The sequence below is a fragment of the Cupriavidus basilensis genome (assembly GCF_000876015.1).
Taxonomy (GTDB): domain Bacteria; phylum Pseudomonadota; class Gammaproteobacteria; order Burkholderiales; family Burkholderiaceae; genus Cupriavidus; species Cupriavidus basilensis_B.
The window spans coordinates 104,543-121,405 of record NZ_BBQM01000018.1; the positions used below are offsets into that span (position 1 = coordinate 104,543).

A 16,863-nucleotide genomic window follows, 5' to 3' on the forward strand; every position below is an offset into this window, starting at 1 on the left:
GCGGGTATTACCGAGCGGCCTGCGCCTCGAGCCACGCGAGCTCGGCGTCGTCGAAGCCGGCCGCGCGGCGCGCCTCGAGGTTGAAGGGCGGGCGCAGGCGCGGCGCCTGGTAGCGCGCCGCCAGCTCGCCATAGGCGGCGACCGGATCCAGCCCGCGCCCGGCGCACAGCCAGCGGTACCAGCGGTTGCCGATGGCCACGTGGCCGACTTCGTCGCGCAGGATGATGTCGATGATGGCGGCGGCCTCGTGGTCGCCGGCGGCGGCCAGCTTGGCCCGCACCGGCGGCGAGGCATCCAGCCCGCGCGCCTCGAGCGTGCGCGGCACCAGCGCCATGCGCGCCAGCACGTCGCCGGCGGTCTTGTCGGCCATCTCCCACAGGCTGTTGTGCGCCGGGAAATCGCCGTAGCCGGCGCCCAGCGTGGCGAGGTGGTCGGCCAGCAGCGTGAAGTGCAGCGCCTCCTCGTCGGCCACGCGCAGCCAGTCGAGGTAGAACCCGGCCGGCATGCCGCCGAAGCGCCAGAGGGCGTCGAGCGCGAGGTTGATGGCGTTGAACTCGATGTGCGCCAGCGCGTGGATCATGGCGGCCCGCCCGGCCGGCGTATGGATCGAGCGGCGCCGCTCCACGCGCTGCGGCGCCACCAGCTCCGGCCGCTCGGGGCGGCCCGGCAGCGGCAGCGTGGCCGTGAGGGTTTCGCCGGCGCCGAGTGCTTCCGGCGCCATGCCCGCGGCGGCCTGGCGCATACGGCGCGTGGCTGCCGCCTTCTGCCGGGCGTCGCGCAGGCACAGGATGGCCAGCGCCTGCCGGCGCAGCGACAGGCCGGTGACATCCGGCAGGCCGGGGGTGGCCGCGGCGGCGGCGTCCGGGAAAGCGGGCTCGGCCGCGCGGGGGGTGTCGTTCAGGTTGGCTGCCATCAGCGTAAAATCCGGGTTGCCGCCATTGTAGGGCCGGCGCTCGGCGCGGCCGGCATCCGCCACATCGCGCGTCCCCGCCGCCGCCCTCCCGCGAACCTTTAAAGCCCGGCGGCAAACCCCATATACCCATACGCACTTGTGCAGGAGACTTCATGGCGCTTTACCAGCTCGGCGACATCGCCCCGACCATCGATCCGGATGCCTACGTCGCGCCGGAGGCCACCATCATCGGCAACGTGACGCTCAAGGCGCGCGCGAGCGCGTGGCCCGGCGTGGTGATCCGCGGCGACAACGAGCCGATCGTGGTGGGCGAGTCCAGCAACGTGCAGGAAGGCACCGTGCTCCATACCGACCCGGGCTGCCCGCTGACCATCGGCGACAAGGTGTCGATCGGCCACCAGGCCATGCTGCACGGCTGCACCGTGGGCGAAGGCTCGCTGATCGGCATCCAGGCGGTGATCCTGAACCGCGCGGTGATCGGCAAGGAATGCCTGGTCGGCGCCGGCGCGGTGGTCACGGAGGGCAAGGTGTTCCCGGACCGCTCGCTGATCCTGGGCGCGCCGGCCAAGGTGGTGCGCGAGCTCACCGAGCAGGACGTGGCCAACCTGTACCGCAACGCCGAGACCTACGCCACGCGCCAGGCCATGTACAAGACGCAGCTGAAACGCATCGACTAACACGCATCGACCAGGGCGCCGGCCAGGAACCGCGCCCGCGCCGATCTACCGACGGACCATCGTGACTGATTCCACCTCCCCCGACATCCTGCAGAAATTCCTGTTCGACGCGGCCCCCGTGCGCGGCGAACTGGTGCGCATGCGCGCCACCTGGCAGGATGTGCTGCGCCGCAATCAATATCCCGCGCCGGTCCGCCGGCTGCTGGGCGAGATGATGTCCGCGGCCGCCCTGCTCACCGCCAACCTGAAGTTCAACGGCGCGCTGGTGATGCAGGTGCACGGCGACGGCCCGGTGCGCATGCTGGTGGTGGAATGCCTGTCCGATCTGTCGATGCGCGCCACCGCCAAGCTGGCCGAGGGCGCGCAGGTGGCCGACGACGCCACGCTGGCCGACCTGGTCAACGTGCGCGGCGGCGGCCGCTTCGCCATCACGCTGGACCCGCAGGACAAGCTGCCTGGCCAGCAGGCCTACCAGAGCATCGTGCCGCTGGCCGACGCGCATGGCGCGTTCGACTCGATGGCCGCGGTGCTCGAGCACTACATGCGCTCGTCCGAGCAGCTCGACACGCGCCTGTGGCTGGCCGCCGACGACCAGGTCGCCGCCGGCATGCTGCTGCAGAAGCTGCCGAGCTACGGCGGCACCCTGGAAGGCCACGCCGGCCGCGCCCCGGCGCAGGTCGGCGAGACCGGCGCGCCGCTGGCCGAGAGTGCCCGCGCGCAGGACCTCGACACCTGGGACCGCGCCTGCCAGCTCGGCGCCACGCTCAAGGCCGGCGAGTTGCTGGCCGAGACCCCCGACACGCTGCTGCGCCGCCTGTTCTGGGAAGACCTGCAGGCCGCCGGCGTGCGCGTGTTCGAGCCGCTCGGCCCGCATTTCCACTGCTCGTGCTCGCGCCCCAAGGTGGCCGGCATGCTGCAGAACCTGGGCCGCGCCGAGATCGAGAGCATCCTGGAGGAGCGCGGCAACGTGGAGATCCACTGCGATTTCTGCGGCCAGCAATATCATTTCGACCCGGTCGACTGTGCCCAGCTGTTCACGCCGGTGCCGGTGGCCACCGGCGCCGGCGACGGCGCCAGCCAGCAGCACTGAGCGGCGGGCGGCGGCCGGACCCGGCGGAACCTTTGCCCGGTGCGCCGGGGTCCAAGCGTCAGTGACCCACCAGAGCCAGGGGAAATATCATGTCCGCTTTGTCTCCGAACCCGTCTCCGAACCCGTCTCCAAACGCGCCTGCCGCCGCGGCGCGGCGCCTGCCGGGCGCGCTTGGCGCGCTGCTGCTCGGCGCCGCGCTGCTGGGCGGCTGCGCCGGGCTGCCGCGCGACATCAACGGCTCGCCGCCGACCGCGCGGCTGGTGCCCAACAGCATCCCGCCCGCGCCGATCACCCCCGAGGAAAGCCAGAAGCTGGGCACGCTGAACCGCGACATCCTGCGCGAGCAGGACGCCGCCATCGCGCGCCAGCAGCAGGCCGAGGCCTACGCGCGCGCCTATTCCTATTACGCCTACCCGTCGCCGAGCTGGAACCTGTATTACGGCGGCTGGGGCGGGCGCCACTGGGGCGGCGGCGTCGGCTTCAGCAGCGGATATGGTTATCCGGGCTGGGGCTGGGGCGGTTATCCGTACTGGTGGTAATGGGGCGGCAGCAATGAGGCGGCAAGACGCCGGCGCGCGTGGACGAGACGCCGCCCGCCACGGCAATGCGAGCCGCGACAGGTAGCTGCAATTGGGGGAAAACGAGGGAAAAACGGGGAATCGCCGGACCGGCGAATCCCGCCGGCGGCATGACAGCACCCGCGGCGGGTGCCATGCGCGGCGCCGGCGCTAGTGGCTGCCGCCGGCCGGCGAATTCGGCGGCGGGGGCAGCGGCGGCGTGGCGCTGACCTTGGGCGCGGGCGCCACGAACTGCACGAACACCTCGCCGTCCCTGACCATGCCCAGCTCGTAGCGGGCACGCTCCTCGATGGCGCCGGTGCCGTCCTGCAGGTCCTTCACTTCCCCTTCCAGCTTGGCGTTGCGCAGCTTGAGCGCCTGGTTGCGCGCGCTCTGCTCCTGCACCTGCTTGTCCATGTCCCACACGCGCAGCCAGCCGCCCTTGCCCAGCCACAGCGGGTACTGAATGGCGAGCAACAGCACGAACAGCAGCAGCGAGATCAGGCGCATAGGGATTCCGGCGCTTTGCAGAAGAGGTCGGGGCCGTCGGCGCCGGCCGCGATGAGGGTTATCCGCGGCCGGCGCATGACGCGGGCTTAGCGCAGATTATAGAAGGCGCTCTTGCCCGGGTAGCTGGCGATGTCGCCGAGGTCTTCCTCGATGCGCAGCAGCTGGTTGTACTTCGAGATGCGGTCCGAGCGCGACAGCGAGCCGGTCTTGATCTGGCCGGCGTTGGTGCCCACCGCGATGTCGGCGATGGTGTTGTCCTCGGTCTCGCCCGAGCGGTGCGAGATCACGGCGGTGTAGCCGGCGCGCTTGGCCATCTCGATGGCGGCGAAGGTCTCGGTCAGCGTGCCGATCTGGTTGATCTTGATCAGGATCGAGTTGCCGATGCCCTTCTCGATGCCTTCCTTGAGGATCTTGGTGTTGGTGACGAACAGGTCGTCGCCCACCAGCTGCACGCGCTTGCCGAGCTTGTCGGTCAGCGTCTTCCAGCCTTCCCAGTCGCCTTCGGCCATGCCGTCCTCGATCGACACGATCGGGAACTTGTCGCACAGGTTGGCCAGGTAGTCGGCGAACTGGGTCGAGGTCAGCTTGAGGCCTTCGCCGTCCAGGTGGTACAGGTCCTCGCCTTCGCGGAAGAACTCGCTGGCGGCGCAGTCCAGCGCCAGCAGCACGTCCTCGCCGACGCGGTAGCCGGCCTTCTCGACGGCCTGCACGATGGCGTTCAGGCATTCCTCGTTGGAAGCGAAGTTCGGCGCGAAGCCGCCTTCGTCGCCGACCGCGGTGGACATGCCCTTGTCGGCCAGGATCTTCTTGAGCGCGTGGAACACCTCGGCGCCGCAGCGCAGGGCTTCGCGGAAGCTGGTCTGCGACACCGGCATGATCATGAATTCCTGGATGTCCAGGCTGTTGTTGGCGTGCGCGCCACCGTTGACGATGTTCATCATCGGCACCGGCATCTGCATCGCGCCCGAGCCGCCGAAGTAGCGGTACAGCGGCAGGCCGGCTTCCTCGGCGGCGGCGCGCGCCACCGCCATCGACACGGCCAGCGTGGCGTTGGCGCCCAGGCGGCTCTTGTTGTCGGTGCCGTCGAGGTCGATCAGGGTGCGGTCCAGGAAGGCCTGCTCGGAAGCGTCCAGGCCCATGATGGCTTCGGAGATCTCGGTGTTGATGTGCTCGACCGCCTTCAGCACGCCCTTGCCCAGGTAGCGCGACTTGTCGCCGTCGCGCAGCTCGATGGCTTCGCGCGAGCCGGTGGACGCGCCCGACGGCACCGCCGCGCGGCCCATCACGCCGGATTCCAGCAGGACGTCGCACTCGACCGTCGGGTTGCCGCGCGAGTCGAGAACTTCGCGACCGATGATATCTACGATTGCACTCATGAATTCCTCTCTGACTGTTTTGAATCTTGCTGCTGACCGGGATCAGCGCGGATGATGCCCGACCAATATGTCAGGCGCCTTCCACCACGATCATGTTCATCTTCGCGGCATGCTCGCGCGCGGCGCGCGCGGCACCGTATTCCTCGGAGGCATAGAACACCTTCGCGGCCTCGTAATCGGGGAATTTCAGCACCACGACGCGGCTCGGCGCCAATTCGCCCTCGAGCTGCTCGGTCTTGCCGCCGCGCACCAGGATCTCAGCGCCGTGCGCCGCGATGGCCTTGCTCGACAGCACCTTGTACTGCTCGTACTGCTGGGGATCGGTCACATCGACGTAGGCGATGATATAGCCGGCGGGCATGCGTGTCTCCGAAGTTTTTGTATTGTCTTTCGATACGATCCGTCACCGGCCGAGAGCTTCCGTCAGCGGACGCCCCCGGCGGCGCGGCAGGCCGGCGGGCTCAGGCGCAGGCCGGCCAGCCGAAGTTGTCTTCCAGGAAACCGGCGCGCTTGGTCAGCGCGTCGAGGTCCCGGAGCACCGACAGCAGTTCCTTCATGCGCGACAGCGGCACCGCGTTGGGGCCGTCGGACATGGCCTTGCTCGGGTCCGGGTGCGTTTCCATGAACAGGCCGGCGATGCCGACCGCCACCGCGGCGCGCGCCAGCACCGGCACGAACTCGCGCTGGCCGCCCGAGCTGGTGCCCTGCCCGCCCGGCAGCTGCACCGAGTGGGTGGCGTCGAACACCACCGGGGCGCCGGTCTCGCGCATGATCGCCAGCGAGCGCATGTCCGAGACCAGGTTGTTGTAGCCGAACGAGACGCCGCGCTCGCAGGCCATGAAGCTGTCCTCGGGCAGGCCCGCCTCGCGCGCGGCGTCGCGGGCCTTGTCGATGACGTTCTTCATGTCGTGCGGCGCCAGGAACTGCCCCTTCTTGATGTTGACGGGGCGGCCGCTCTGCGCGCAGGCGCGGATGAAATCGGTCTGCCGGCACAGGAAAGCCGGCGTCTGCAGCACGTCGACCACGGCCGAGACCGGCTTGATCTCGTCGATCTCGTGGATGTCGGTGAGCACCGGCACGCCGATCTCGCGCTTGACCGTGGCCAGGATCTCCAGGCCCTTTTCCATGCCCAGCCCGCGGAAGCTCTTGCCCGACGAGCGGTTGGCCTTGTCGAACGAGGACTTGTAGATGAACGGGATGCCGAGCGCGCCGGTGATCGCCTTGAGCTCGCCGGCGGTATCCAGCGCCATCTGCTCGGACTCGATCACGCACGGGCCGGCGATCAGGAAGAAGGGCTGGTCCAGGCCAGCCTCGAAGCCGCAGAGTTTCATCGCTACTAGTCTCCTGCTTGCGCGGTGCCGGGCCCTCAGGCCGCCTTGCTCTTCTGGCTGGCCAGCGCCGCTTCCACGTAGGCCTTGAACAGCGGATGGCCGTCACGCGGGGTGGAGGTGAATTCCGGGTGGAACTGCACGCCGACGAACCACGGATGCAGGCTGTCGGGCAGCTCCATCATCTCGGGCAGGTCCTCGGTCGGGGTGCGCGCCGAGATCACCATGCCCGCCTTTTCCAGCGTGGGCACGTAGTGGTTGTTGACCTCGTAGCGGTGGCGATGGCGCTCGTTGACCTCGGCGCCGTAGATCTGGCCGGCCTTGGTGTCGGCCCTGACCGGCACGCGCTGCGCGCCCAGGCGCATGGTGCCGCCCAGGTCGGAGTCGGCCGAGCGCTGCTCGACCTTGCCTTCGCGGTCCACCCACTCGGTGATGAGCGCCACCACCGGGTGCTCGGTCTCGAGGTTGAATTCGGTCGAGTTGGCGTCGGTCATGCCGGCCACGTGGCGGGCGAACTCGATCACGGCCAGCTGCATGCCCAGGCAGATGCCGAGGTACGGCACCTTGTTCTCGCGGGCGTACTGGATCGCACGGATCTTGCCTTCCGTGCCGCGCTTGCCGAAGCCGCCCGGCACCAGGATGGCGTCCAGCGGCGCGAGCACTTCCAGGTGGCCCGACTCGAGCTCCTCGGAATCGATGTACTCGATGTTCACGCGGGTGGCGGTGTGCATGCCGGCGTGGCGCAGCGCCTCGATCAGCGACTTGTAGGACTCGGTCAGGTCGACGTACTTGCCGACCATGCCGATGGTGATCTCGTGCTGCGGGTTTTCCTGGGCATTGACCAGGCGCTGCCACATGGAGAGATCGGCCGGCTTCGGGTCGAGGCGCAGTTCCTCGCAGATCAGGCGGTCGAGGCCCTGCTCGTTGAGCATCTGCGGGATCTTGTAGATGCTGTCCACGTCCCACACCGAGATCACGGCTTCCTGCGGGATGTTGGCGAACAGCGAGATCTTGGCGCGCTCGTCGTCGGGGATCGGGCGGTCGGCGCGGCACAGCAGCGCGGTCGGCGAGATGCCGATCTCGCGCAGCTTCTGCACCGAGTGCTGGGTCGGCTTGGTCTTGAGCTCGCCAGCGCTGGCGATGAACGGCACCAGCGTCAGGTGCACGAAGGCGGCGTGGTTGCGGCCCATGCGCAGGCTCATCTGGCGCGCCGCCTCCAGGAACGGCAGCGATTCGATGTCGCCCACGGTGCCGCCGATCTCCACCAGCGCCACGTCGGCCTTGCCGCCGTGCGAGGCGGCCGCGCCGCGCTCGATGAAGGCCTGGATCTCGTTGGTGATGTGCGGGATCACCTGCACGGTCTTGCCGAGGTATTCGCCGCGGCGCTCCTTGCGGATCACCGACTCGTAGATCTGGCCCGTGGTGAAGTTGTTCGACTTGCGCATCTTGGCCGAGACGAAACGCTCGTAGTGGCCGAGATCGAGGTCGGTTTCCGCGCCGTCTTCCGTGACGAACACCTCGCCATGCTGGAAGGGGCTCATCGTGCCGGGGTCGACGTTGATGTAGGGATCTAGCTTGAGGAGGGTGACTTTGAGGCCGCGCGACTCGAGAATGGCCGCGAGCGAAGCAGCAGCGATGCCCTTGCCGAGAGAAGAGACGACGCCACCGGTGACGAAGACGAATTTGGTCATAAACCGAGCTTGCCGGGGAAATCGGGATTATACATGAGCGGCTGCCTGCTGCACCGCCGCATTTGTGACAAGCGGACCTTCACCTGCCCCCTCCGCGCGCGCGCCCTTCGTGCCCGCGGCGCGCTGCGGCGCATGCGCCGCTTGCCCCGCTTGCCCCTCATCTCACCCTGGCCGGCGCCTTCAGCCGCGCCCGCTGCTGCGCTCGCGCTTGGCGCGCACCGGCTGGCCCCAGCGGTCGGCCTCGCCCTGGCGCGCCAGCGGGAATTCGGCCGGCGCCGCGGCATCCCATTCCGGGTCGTGGATCTCGCCGAAGACCTGGCGCAGGCGCTGGCCCCAGGTGTCGCGGATCATGCGGAAGTAGGCGTTCTTCTCGTCGATGTTGACGAAGCGGCTCACGCGCAGCGAGTCGGCCTCGTAGACCAGCAGGTCCAGCGGCAGCCCCACCGAGATGTTCGACTTGAGCGTGGAGTCCATCGAGATCAGCGCGCACTTGGCGGCCTCGCCCAGCGGCAGCGACGGCTCCACCACGCGGTCGATGATCGGCTTGCCGTACTTGGCCTCGCCGATCTGGAAGTAGCAGTTCTCGGGCGTGGCCTCGACGAAGTTGCCGGCCGCGTACACATTGAACAGGCGCACCCGCTCGCCGCGGATCTGCCCGCCGAAGATCAGGCTCACGTTGAACTCGATGCCAGCCTCGCGCAGCGCGTGGGCATCGTGCTTGTGCACCTGGCGCACCGCGTCGCCGACGATGGTGGCGGCCTCGAACATGTCGCGCGCGGTCCACAGCGAGCGCTTCTCGTCGCGCCCTTCGGCCAGCACCTGCCGCACCGACTGGCTGATGGCCAGGTTGCCGGCGGTGAGCAGCACCATGACGCGGTCGCCGGGTTCCTCGAACACGGTCATCTTGCGCGCGCTGGAGATCGCGTCGACGCCGGCGTTGGTGCGGGAGTCGGAGAGGAACACCAGGCCGGCGTCGAGCCGCATGGCAACACAATACGTCATGATCTTGTCTTGTTATGGTGCATGTCCGGCGCCGGCGCGCCGCCGGCATCAGGGGCGCACCGAGGCCACATCAACGAATGCAGCATTCTAGCGCCGCGGCCCCGCGCGCGGAACCGGCGCGCGCGCCCACCGGTGGTGCGCCACGCACCACCGCATTCACCGCTGCGGTGCAATGGCGATCTCCACCGCCATCTGCTCGCCGCTGCCGCCGTGGCGCACGCCGCGCACCGGCGCGGCCATGCGGTAGTCGCGCCCCACCGCCAGGCGCACGTGGCGCGCGTCGCTCAGGCAGCGGTGCGTCACGTCGACGCTGCACCACAGTTCCTTGTCCGCATCCACGCAGATGTCGGCCCAGGCATGGCCGGCCAGCGCCGCCGCGGCCGGGTCGTAGAAATAGCCGCTGACGTAGCGCGCCGGCACGCCCAGCGCGCGGCAGCACGCCACCATCACCTGGGCCTGGTCCTGGCACACGCCGCTGCCGAGCGCGAACGCCTCGCCGGCCGAGGTGCCCACGTCGGTGCTGTCCGGCGCGTAGCGCACGCGCCGCGCGATGCCGTCGGCCAGCGCCAGCAGCGCGGGCACCTCATGCCCGGCCGCGAGGTAAGGCGCGGCAAAGCGGACCATCTCCGGCGGCGCCGCGGTCAGCGGCGTGCCGCCCAGGTAGTACAGCGGCGACACGCGCGCCTCGCCGGCCGGCGGCGCATCGCAGAACAGCGGCGCGCCGCCGGCCGCGGGCGGCGTCACTTCCACCACGCCGCTGGCCTCGATCACCAGCGTATGCGCCGGACCGGCCACGGTAAAGCTGTGCACGATGTTGCCGAAGCCGTCGCGCGCCTCCGACAGGTTGCCCGGCGCCGACACCTGCCACTGCCGCACGGTCTGCAGCGGGCCCGAGCGCGGCGCCAGGCGCAGCTCGTGCACGCTGCGGCGCGGCGGCTCGGCGTAGCGGTAGACGGTCTTGTGGCGGATCTTGTATTTCACGATGTGGCGAGGCCGGCGCGACCACCACGGGGTTCAGGCAGCCAGCAGCGGCACGAGGAAATCCCGGCTGATGCCATTGCCGAGGTCGCCGATGCGCTCCAGGAAACTGGTCAGGTAGGCGTGCAGGCCGACGGCGAAGATGTCGTCGATGCGCGCGTATTTCAGGTCGGCGTGGAGTTTACCAGCCTGCCGCTCGGTCTCCGACGAATGCTGGTTGCCCACCAGCGCCAGGATCGACACCACCTCGTCCATGCTCGACACCAGCGAGCGCGGCATGTCCGGGCGCAGCACCAGCAGCTCGGCCACGCGCTCGGGCGTGATCACCGTGCGGTAGATCTTGCGGTAGACCTCGAAGCCCGACACCGAGCGCAGCACCGCCGCCCAGTGATAGAAGTCGTTGGCGTCGCGGTTGGGGTCGCTGTCGTCCACGGTGCTGGCCTGGAACTTCACGTCGAGAATGCGCGCGGTGTTGTCGGCGCGCTCGAGGAAGGTGCCCAGCCGCATGAAGTGGAAGGCGTCGTCCTTGAGCATGGTGCCGAACTGCACGCCGCGCGCCAGGTGCGAGCGGAACTTGACCCACTCGAAGAACTGCGCCGGGTCCTCGCGCAGCACGCCGTCGGCGATCATGCGCTGCACTTCCAGCCAGGTGGTGTTGATGGTCTCCCACACCTCGGTGGTGAGCGAGCCGCGCACCGCACGCGCGTTCTCGCGCGCCGCGCGCAGGCAGCTCATGATCGACGACGCGTTGGTCATGTCGCGCACCATGAAGTCGATCACGTCGTCGCGCGTGAGCAGGCCGTACTTGTGGTCGAACACGGTGGTCAGCTCGGAAATGTCGAGCATCGCCCACCAGCCCTGCTCCGCTACCTCCGCCGATTGCGGCAGCAGCGAAGTCTGGTAATTCACGTCGAGCATGCGCGCGGTGTTCTCCGCGCGTTCGGTATAGCGCGCCATCCAGAACAGATGGTCGGCGGTGCGGCTTAGCATGGTCGGTCCCCTCGTACTGCGCGGTTCGTCCGCGCCGGCCGCGCTGGCAGCGGCGGCGGCGCGGGTCATCTCAAGCATTCGTTGCGCGCGCGGCGCTCAGCGCTCCAGCACCCAGGTGTCCTTGGTGCCGCCGCCCTGCGACGAATTGACCACCAGCGAGCCCTCGCGCAGCGCCACGCGCGTGAGCCCGCCGGGCACCATGCGCACGTCCTTGCCGGACAGCACGAACGGCCGCAGGTCGATGTGGCGCGGCGCGATGCCGGACTCCACGTAGGTCGGGCAGGTCGACAGCGCCAGCGTGGGCTGGGCGATGTACTGCTCGGGGCGCGAGCGCACCACCTCGCGGAAGGTGTCGATCTCCGCGCGCGTGGCGGCCGGCCCCACCAGCATGCCGTAGCCGCCGGCGCCGTGGGTTTCCTTGACCACCAGCTGGTCCATGTGGTCGAGCACGTACTGCAGGTCGTCGGGGCGCCGGCACATGTAGGTCGGCACGTTGTTGAGGATGGCTTCCTCGCCCAGGTAGAAGCGGATCATGTCCGGCACGTACGGGTAGATCGACTTGTCGTCGGCCACGCCGGTGCCGATGGCGTTGCAGATGGTCACGTTGCCGGCGCGGTAGACCGACAGCAGCCCGGCCGCGCCGAGCGTGGAGTCGGGGCGGAACACCAGCGGGTCGAGGAAGTCGTCGTCGACGCGGCGGTAGATCACGTCGATGCGCTGCGGCCCCTGCGTGGTGCGCATGTAGAGGTGCTCGTCCTGCACGAACAGGTCGCTGCCCTCGACCAGTTCCACGCCCATCTGCTGGGCCAGGAACGCATGCTCGAAATAGGCGGAGTTGTACATGCCGGGCGTGAGCACCACCACGGTCGGATCGGCGATGCTCTGCGGCGACACGCTGCGCAGCATGTCGAGCAGCAGGTCGGGATAGTGGGCCACCGGCGCCACGCGGTTGCGCGCGAACAGGTCCGGGAACAGCCGCATCATCATCTTGCGGTTTTCCAGCATGTAGGACACGCCGGAGGGCACGCGCAGGTTGTCTTCCAGCACGTAGAACTCGCCCTCGCCCGCGCGCACCACGTCGATGCCGGCCACGTGGGCATAGATGTCGCGCGGCACGTCGATGCCGAGCATCTCGGGCCGGTACTGGGCGTTGTTGTAGATCTGGTCGGGCGGGATCACGCCCGCGCGGATGATGTCCTGGCCGTGGTAGATGTCGTGGATGAAGCGGTTCAGCGCCGACACGCGCTGGCGCAGGCCGCGCTCCAGCGTGGCCCACTCGCTGGCCGGGAAGATCCGCGGAATCACGTCGAACGGGATGGTCCGCTCGGTGCCGCTGTTGGACTCGTCCTTGTCGCCGTAGACGGCGAAGGTGATGCCCACGCGCCGGAAGATCAGGTCCGCTTCCGCGCGCTTGTTGCCCATCGTCCCTTCGGACTGCCGCGCCAGCCACTCCGCAAACTGCTTGTAGTGCGCGCGCACCGCGCCTGCCGGCAGGGCCTGCCCCGCGTGGATTGCTGCCGCCACGCCATCTTGCCAATCGAGCATCTCGTCGAAAAACCGCGCCGCCATGATGGCCGTTCCCCCATGATTTGGGCGCCGCTCAGCCTGCCGGCGATCCCGTTTTGATTGGCTTGTTCTTCCCGGCACAGCATTTCGAGGCCACCACCCGGGGCCCGGCGGTCAAGGCCGCGGGCCATGCGTCGAAGTGCTGTCCTAACTGGGATGATACCCATGACCGCGAAAGCCGCAAGCAGCAGGCGTTCGCGCCATCGCAAGGGAATCTAGCAAGATGTCTGCCAGCCCGCGCGTGCGCGGCGCAAAAGCGCGCGCGGGGGCGGGGGGCTCAGCGTGCCGCGGCGGTGGCGGGGACTTCGGCCAGGATGCGCTGCACCAGCGCCTCGGGCGGCTGCCGGATGTCGAGCACCAGCGCGTCGCGCGGCTCCTCCAGCGTGTCGAACTGGCTCTGCAGCAGGGCCGGGTTGAAAAAGTGGTCGCTGCGCCCGGACAGGCGCCCGCCGATCACGGCAGCGTCGCCCTTCATGTAGACGAAGGTCACGCCGCCGTCGGGCGGGGTCAGGCGGTCGCGGTAGGCCTGGCGCAGCGCGGAGCAGGTAAACACATGGGTGCGGCCCTCGGCGCGGGCCGTGTCGATGGCCGCGCGCAGCGCGCCCAGCCAGGGCCAGCGGTCTTCGTCGGTCAGCGGGATGCCGTTGTGCATCTTCTCCTTGTTGGCCGCGCTGTGGAATTCGTCGGCGTCATGGAAGCCGCAATGCAGGGTCTTGGCCAGCAACTGGCCGACCGTGGTCTTGCCGCTGCCGGAAACGCCCATCAGGATGTAGATCATGTCTGCTCCAGCGATCGTGTTCGGATGGTTGTCCCATCCTTGTCGGTAGTCCCCGCGCCGCGCCGGGCGGTTCCTGGCGAACCGCGCGGCCATGCAGCCATGCCAGGACCTGGCATGCACCGGCTCGGGGCTGCCTTGCCCGCCAGGCGGCGGGCAAGGCCACAAAAAAGAGGAAAGCGGCCTGGGGGCGCGGACTATTGTGCGACGGCCGCGGCGGTTTGGACAGCGCCGGGCGCATCGGCCTCGGACAGGTCGAGCGCGCTGCCGCCCTCCTCCGCGGTGCGCGCGTGGCGGCGGAACAGGCCGAACAGGCCGCGGCCGACGCTGAAGCGGGCGAAGTCGTCGTCGGGCGACGGCGCCAGCGCGCGCGCCGCGAGGCCGGACGCGCCATCCGCGCCATCCGCGCCGCCGAGCCATTCCAGCGTGCCGGCCACGGCGTCCACGCGGATGCGGTCGCCGTCGCGCACGCGCGCCAGCGGGCCGCCCGCAAGTGCCTCCGGGCCCACATGAATCACGGCCGGCACCTTGCCGGACGCGCCCGACATGCGGCCGTCCGTCACCAGCGCCACCTTGTGGCCGGCGTCCTGCAGCGAGCCGAGCACCGGCGTGAGGCGGTGCAGCTCCGGCATGCCGTTGGCGTTGGGGCCCTGGAAACGCACCACCGCGACCACGTCGCCGGTCAGCTCGCCCGCCTCGAAGGCGGCCTGCAGGCCCTCCTGCGAATCGAACACGCGCGCCGGCGCCTCCACCACGCGGTGCTCCGGCGCCACCGCCGAGACCTTGATCATGCCGCGGCCGAGATTGCCGCGCAGCAGGCGCAGCCCGCCCTCGGGCGAAAACGGCGCGGCCGCGCTGGCCAGCACCGCGGCGTCGCCGCTGGCGGCGGGGCCGTCGCGCCAGCGCAGCGCGCCGCCGGTCATGACCGGCTCCTGCGTGTAGCGCGCCAGCCCGCGCCCGGCCACGGTCTCCACGTCTTCGTGCAGCAGCCCGGCTTCGAGCAGCTGGCCGATCACGTAGGCCACGCCGCCGGCGGCGTGGAAATGGTTGACGTCGGCCGAGCCGTTCGGATAGACCCGCGCCAGCAGCGGCGTGATGCGCGACAGGCGGTCGAAATCGTCCCAGTCGATCACGATCCCGGCCGCGCGCGCCATCGCCACCAGGTGGATGGTGTGGTTGGTCGAGCCGCCGGTGGCCAGCAGGCCGACGATGGCGTTGATCACGGCGCGCTCGTCGACGATGCGCGCCAGCGGCAGGTAGTCCGGGCCGCGCGCGGAGAGCGCCAGCGCGCGCTGCGCGGCGGCCGCGGTGAGCGCGTCGCGCAGGCCGCTGTCGGGATGGACGAAGGCCGCGCCCGGCATGTGCAGGCCCATGATCTCCATCAGGAACTGGTTGCTGTTGGCGGTGCCGTAGAAGGTGCAGGTGCCGGCGCCGTGATAGGCCTCGCATTCCGCTTCCAGCAGCGCCTCGCGGCCGACCTGCCCGGTCGCGTAGAGCTGGCGCACGCGCGCCTTTTCCTTGTTCGACAGGCCCGTGGCCATCGGCCCGGCCGGCACGAACACCACCGGCAGGTGGCCGAACTGGAGCGCGCCCATCAGCAGGCCCGGCACGATCTTGTCGCACACGCCGAGCATCACCGCGGCGTCGAAGGTGTTGTGCGACAGCGATACGGCCGTGGCCATCGCGATCGCGTCGCGCGAGAACAGCGACAGCTCCATGCCCGGGTTGCCCTGCGTGATGCCGTCGCACATCGCCGGCACGCCGCCCGCCACCTGCGCCACCGCGCCCACCGCGCGCGCGGCCTCGCGGATCACGCCGGGATAGCGCTCGTAGGGCTGGTGGGCCGACAGCATGTCGTTGTAGGCCGTGACGATGCCCAGGTTGGCGGCATGCTCGACGCGCAGCTTGAGCTTGTCATGCGCGGGCAGCGCCGCGAGGCCGTGCGCCAGGTTGGCGCAGGACAGCCCGCGCAGCGGCCCCAGCTCCCGCTGGGCGCGCTCGCAGCGCGCCAGGTAGGCGGCGCGGCTGCGCTGGCTGCGCGCGGCCACGCGCGCGGTGACGGCCTGCACTTCGGAATGGAGGGCTTGCGACATTCGTGGGAGTTCCTGATGGTGTGTCCGGTGATTCCGTGAACGTTTTTTTGTGTAGATTTTCTACATTATATCGAAAGACTTCCGCCGCGCACCCCGACAGCACATCACAAAGCGGCGAAAGCACGGCACATTCCGGCTCCATAGGTGAAATCCCTAGCCATTCCCGAGCGCGGCGCCGGGCGAATCTCAGCGCGAATTCTGTAGAATATCTACATTCCCAATCGAACCCCAAGCCCGCGCGATCCCGGCAGCCATGTCCGGCGCGCGCGGGCACGAGAGATCCCGCCTGCCGACATGCGCGAACGAATCCTTGCCGTCTACGACACGCTCCGCCCCTCCGAACGCCGCCTGGCCGACTACGTGGCGCGCCACGGCGCCAGCGTGATCCGCCTGTCCATGCCCGAACTGGCCGAGCGCGCCGGCGTGTCGCAGCCGACCATCGCGCGCTTCTGCGCCGCGCTCGGCTACGACGGCTTCCGCGAGTTCAAGCTGCAGTTCGCGCAGAACGTGGGCGGCGGCACGCCCTTCGTGCACCAGGACGTCAAGGCCGAGGACCGCCCCGCCGACATCGCCGGCAAGGTGTTCGACCGCACCATCGCCACGCTGATGACGGTGCGCAACGCGCTCTCGGCGGACCAGATCGAGCACGGCATCAAGCTGCTCGCCGCCGCGCACCGCATCGAGTTCTACGGCTGCGGCAACTCGGGCATCGTGGCGCTGGACATCCAGCACAAGTTTTTCCGCCTGGGCATTCCCACCACCGCGTATTCGGACTCGCACGTGTTCAGCATGTCGGCCGCGCTGCTGGGCCCCGGCGACGTGGCGGTGCTGGTGTCCAACAGCGGCCGCACCTGGGACATGCTGGCCGCCGCCACGCTGGCGCGCGCCAGCGGCGCCAGCGTGCTGGCGCTGACGCACAGCGGCTCGCCGCTGGCCAAGCTGGCCGACGTCTGCGTGTTCTCCGACGTGGAGGAAGACAGCGAGGTCTACACGCCGATGACCTCGCGCATCTGCCACCTGGTGCTGGGCGACGTGCTCGCCGCCGGCGTGGCGCTCGAGCGCGCCGACATCGTCTCCGCCGGCCTGCAGCGCGCCAAGGCGCACCTGCGCGAGCGCCGCATCGCGCAGGCCGAGCCGGCCCGGGTCAAGGGGGTCCAGGCCGGGGTTCAGGCCGGCCCCCAGGCGGGGGCTCGGGCGCAGGATCGCCAGGATCGGGCGCAACCGGCGCCGCGCGCCAGTAGCGCCGCTCGTGCTGCCGGTAAGCCCGCAGCACGTAGGCCGCGCCGCGCGTCGTGAGCTGGACCGCGCCGGTTTCGT

Annotated in this window: 16 protein-coding genes; 4 read left to right on the plus strand and 12 right to left on the minus strand. The window is 69.7% G+C overall.

The window, feature by feature from the left end:
• Positions 1-7 precede the first annotated feature (7 nt).
• On the minus strand, positions 8-913 hold the full coding sequence (locus KF708C_RS19125; RefSeq protein ID WP_059413050.1) for a ferritin-like domain-containing protein: 906 nt from the start codon (positions 911-913) through the stop codon (positions 8-10).
• A gap of 152 nt (positions 914-1,065) precedes the next feature.
• On the opposite strand from KF708C_RS19125, the gene KF708C_RS19130 reads away from it, so the two are divergent.
• The 3 genes from KF708C_RS19130 (at position 1,066) to KF708C_RS19140 (ending at position 3,219) form a co-directional block, all read left to right on the plus strand.
• Complete coding sequence (locus tag KF708C_RS19130) at positions 1,066-1,590, plus strand: gamma carbonic anhydrase family protein (RefSeq protein ID WP_017230018.1); 525 nt, start codon at positions 1,066-1,068, stop codon at positions 1,588-1,590.
• 61 nt (positions 1,591-1,651) lie between these two features.
• Positions 1,652-2,680, plus strand: coding sequence for an Hsp33 family molecular chaperone HslO (gene hslO, locus KF708C_RS19135; protein WP_020201463.1), 1,029 nt, complete (start codon positions 1,652-1,654; stop codon positions 2,678-2,680).
• 89 nt (positions 2,681-2,769) lie between these two features.
• The gene (locus tag KF708C_RS19140) at positions 2,770-3,219 is read left to right on the plus strand and encodes a hypothetical protein (RefSeq protein WP_059412936.1); all 450 of its coding nucleotides are present in this window, start codon (positions 2,770-2,772) and stop codon (positions 3,217-3,219) included.
• Positions 3,220-3,408: 189 nt separating this feature from the next.
• Here the strand turns inward: KF708C_RS19140 and ftsB are convergent, their stop codons facing one another.
• The 11 genes from ftsB to edd all read right to left on the minus strand — a co-directional run bounded on the left by ftsB (position 3,409) and on the right by edd (position 15,546).
• Complete coding sequence (gene ftsB / locus KF708C_RS19145; RefSeq protein ID WP_020201461.1) at positions 3,409-3,747, minus strand: cell division protein FtsB; 339 nt, start codon at positions 3,745-3,747, stop codon at positions 3,409-3,411.
• Positions 3,748-3,833: 86 nt separating this feature from the next.
• Positions 3,834-5,123, minus strand: coding sequence for a phosphopyruvate hydratase (eno, locus tag KF708C_RS19150; protein ID WP_020201460.1), 1,290 nt, complete (start codon positions 5,121-5,123; stop codon positions 3,834-3,836).
• Positions 5,124-5,193: 70 nt separating this feature from the next.
• Entirely contained in the window at positions 5,194-5,484 is a 291-nt protein-coding gene (locus KF708C_RS19155) for a DUF1330 domain-containing protein (RefSeq protein WP_020201459.1), read from the minus strand.
• A gap of 100 nt (positions 5,485-5,584) precedes the next feature.
• Positions 5,585-6,454: a 3-deoxy-8-phosphooctulonate synthase gene (kdsA, locus tag KF708C_RS19160; protein ID WP_020201458.1), complete on the minus strand. Its 870-nt coding sequence runs from the start codon at positions 6,452-6,454 to the stop codon at positions 5,585-5,587.
• Positions 6,455-6,489: 35 nt separating this feature from the next.
• The gene (locus KF708C_RS19165; RefSeq protein WP_020201457.1) at positions 6,490-8,142 is read right to left on the minus strand and encodes a CTP synthase; all 1,653 of its coding nucleotides are present in this window, start codon (positions 8,140-8,142) and stop codon (positions 6,490-6,492) included.
• 180 nt (positions 8,143-8,322) lie between these two features.
• Entirely contained in the window at positions 8,323-9,144 is an 822-nt protein-coding gene (locus KF708C_RS19170; RefSeq protein ID WP_197090391.1) for a peptidase, read from the minus strand.
• Between the two features lie 156 nt (positions 9,145-9,300).
• A complete protein-coding gene (locus KF708C_RS19175; RefSeq protein WP_059412938.1) occupies positions 9,301-10,125 on the minus strand; it encodes a transglutaminase family protein in 825 nt (274 codons plus the stop codon).
• A 33-nt stretch (positions 10,126-10,158) separates the two neighbouring features.
• Positions 10,159-11,112, minus strand: coding sequence for an alpha-E domain-containing protein (locus KF708C_RS19180; RefSeq protein WP_020423689.1), 954 nt, complete (start codon positions 11,110-11,112; stop codon positions 10,159-10,161).
• Positions 11,113-11,208: 96 nt separating this feature from the next.
• Positions 11,209-12,681 carry a circularly permuted type 2 ATP-grasp protein gene (locus KF708C_RS19185; RefSeq protein WP_020201453.1) on the minus strand — a complete coding sequence of 491 codons (1,473 nt, stop codon included), beginning with the start codon at positions 12,679-12,681 and terminating at the stop codon, positions 11,209-11,211.
• A 274-nt stretch (positions 12,682-12,955) separates the two neighbouring features.
• Complete coding sequence (locus KF708C_RS19190) at positions 12,956-13,456, minus strand: gluconokinase (RefSeq protein WP_020201452.1); 501 nt, start codon at positions 13,454-13,456, stop codon at positions 12,956-12,958.
• 194 nt (positions 13,457-13,650) lie between these two features.
• Positions 13,651-15,546, minus strand: coding sequence for a phosphogluconate dehydratase (gene edd / locus KF708C_RS19195; protein ID WP_059412939.1), 1,896 nt, complete (start codon positions 15,544-15,546; stop codon positions 13,651-13,653).
• Between the two features lie 294 nt (positions 15,547-15,840).
• Here edd and KF708C_RS34745 point away from each other — a divergent pair, with 294 nt between their 5' ends.
• On the plus strand, positions 15,841-16,842 hold the full coding sequence (locus tag KF708C_RS34745) for a MurR/RpiR family transcriptional regulator (RefSeq protein ID WP_231586534.1): 1,002 nt from the start codon (positions 15,841-15,843) through the stop codon (positions 16,840-16,842).
• The last annotated feature ends 21 nt before the right edge of the window (positions 16,843-16,863 follow it).

Excerpts from the sequence above, each read along its gene's own strand:
- KF708C_RS19125 (WP_059413050.1), bottom strand. The coding sequence starts at position 913 with ATGGCAGCCAACCTGAACGACACCCCCCGCGCGGCCGAGCCCGCTTTC.
- KF708C_RS19130 (WP_017230018.1), top strand. The coding sequence starts at position 1,066 with ATGGCGCTTTACCAGCTCGGCGACATCGCCCCGACCATCGATCCGGAT.
- KF708C_RS19140 (WP_059412936.1), top strand. The coding sequence starts at position 2,770 with ATGTCCGCTTTGTCTCCGAACCCGTCTCCGAACCCGTCTCCAAACGCG.
- ftsB (WP_020201461.1), bottom strand. The coding sequence starts at position 3,747 with ATGCGCCTGATCTCGCTGCTGCTGTTCGTGCTGTTGCTCGCCATTCAG.
- eno (WP_020201460.1), bottom strand. The coding sequence starts at position 5,123 with ATGAGTGCAATCGTAGATATCATCGGTCGCGAAGTTCTCGACTCGCGC.
- KF708C_RS19155 (WP_020201459.1), bottom strand. The coding sequence starts at position 5,484 with ATGCCCGCCGGCTATATCATCGCCTACGTCGATGTGACCGATCCCCAG.
- kdsA (WP_020201458.1), bottom strand. The coding sequence starts at position 6,454 with ATGAAACTCTGCGGCTTCGAGGCTGGCCTGGACCAGCCCTTCTTCCTG.
- KF708C_RS19165 (WP_020201457.1), bottom strand. The coding sequence starts at position 8,142 with ATGACCAAATTCGTCTTCGTCACCGGTGGCGTCGTCTCTTCTCTCGGC.
- KF708C_RS19170 (WP_197090391.1), bottom strand. The coding sequence starts at position 9,144 with ATGACGTATTGTGTTGCCATGCGGCTCGACGCCGGCCTGGTGTTCCTC.
- KF708C_RS19180 (WP_020423689.1), bottom strand. The coding sequence starts at position 11,112 with ATGCTAAGCCGCACCGCCGACCATCTGTTCTGGATGGCGCGCTATACC.
- KF708C_RS19185 (WP_020201453.1), bottom strand. The coding sequence starts at position 12,681 with ATGGCGGCGCGGTTTTTCGACGAGATGCTCGATTGGCAAGATGGCGTG.
- KF708C_RS19190 (WP_020201452.1), bottom strand. The coding sequence starts at position 13,456 with ATGATCTACATCCTGATGGGCGTTTCCGGCAGCGGCAAGACCACGGTC.
- edd (WP_059412939.1), bottom strand. The coding sequence starts at position 15,546 with ATGTCGCAAGCCCTCCATTCCGAAGTGCAGGCCGTCACCGCGCGCGTG.
- KF708C_RS34745 (WP_231586534.1), top strand. The coding sequence starts at position 15,841 with ATGCGCGAACGAATCCTTGCCGTCTACGACACGCTCCGCCCCTCCGAA.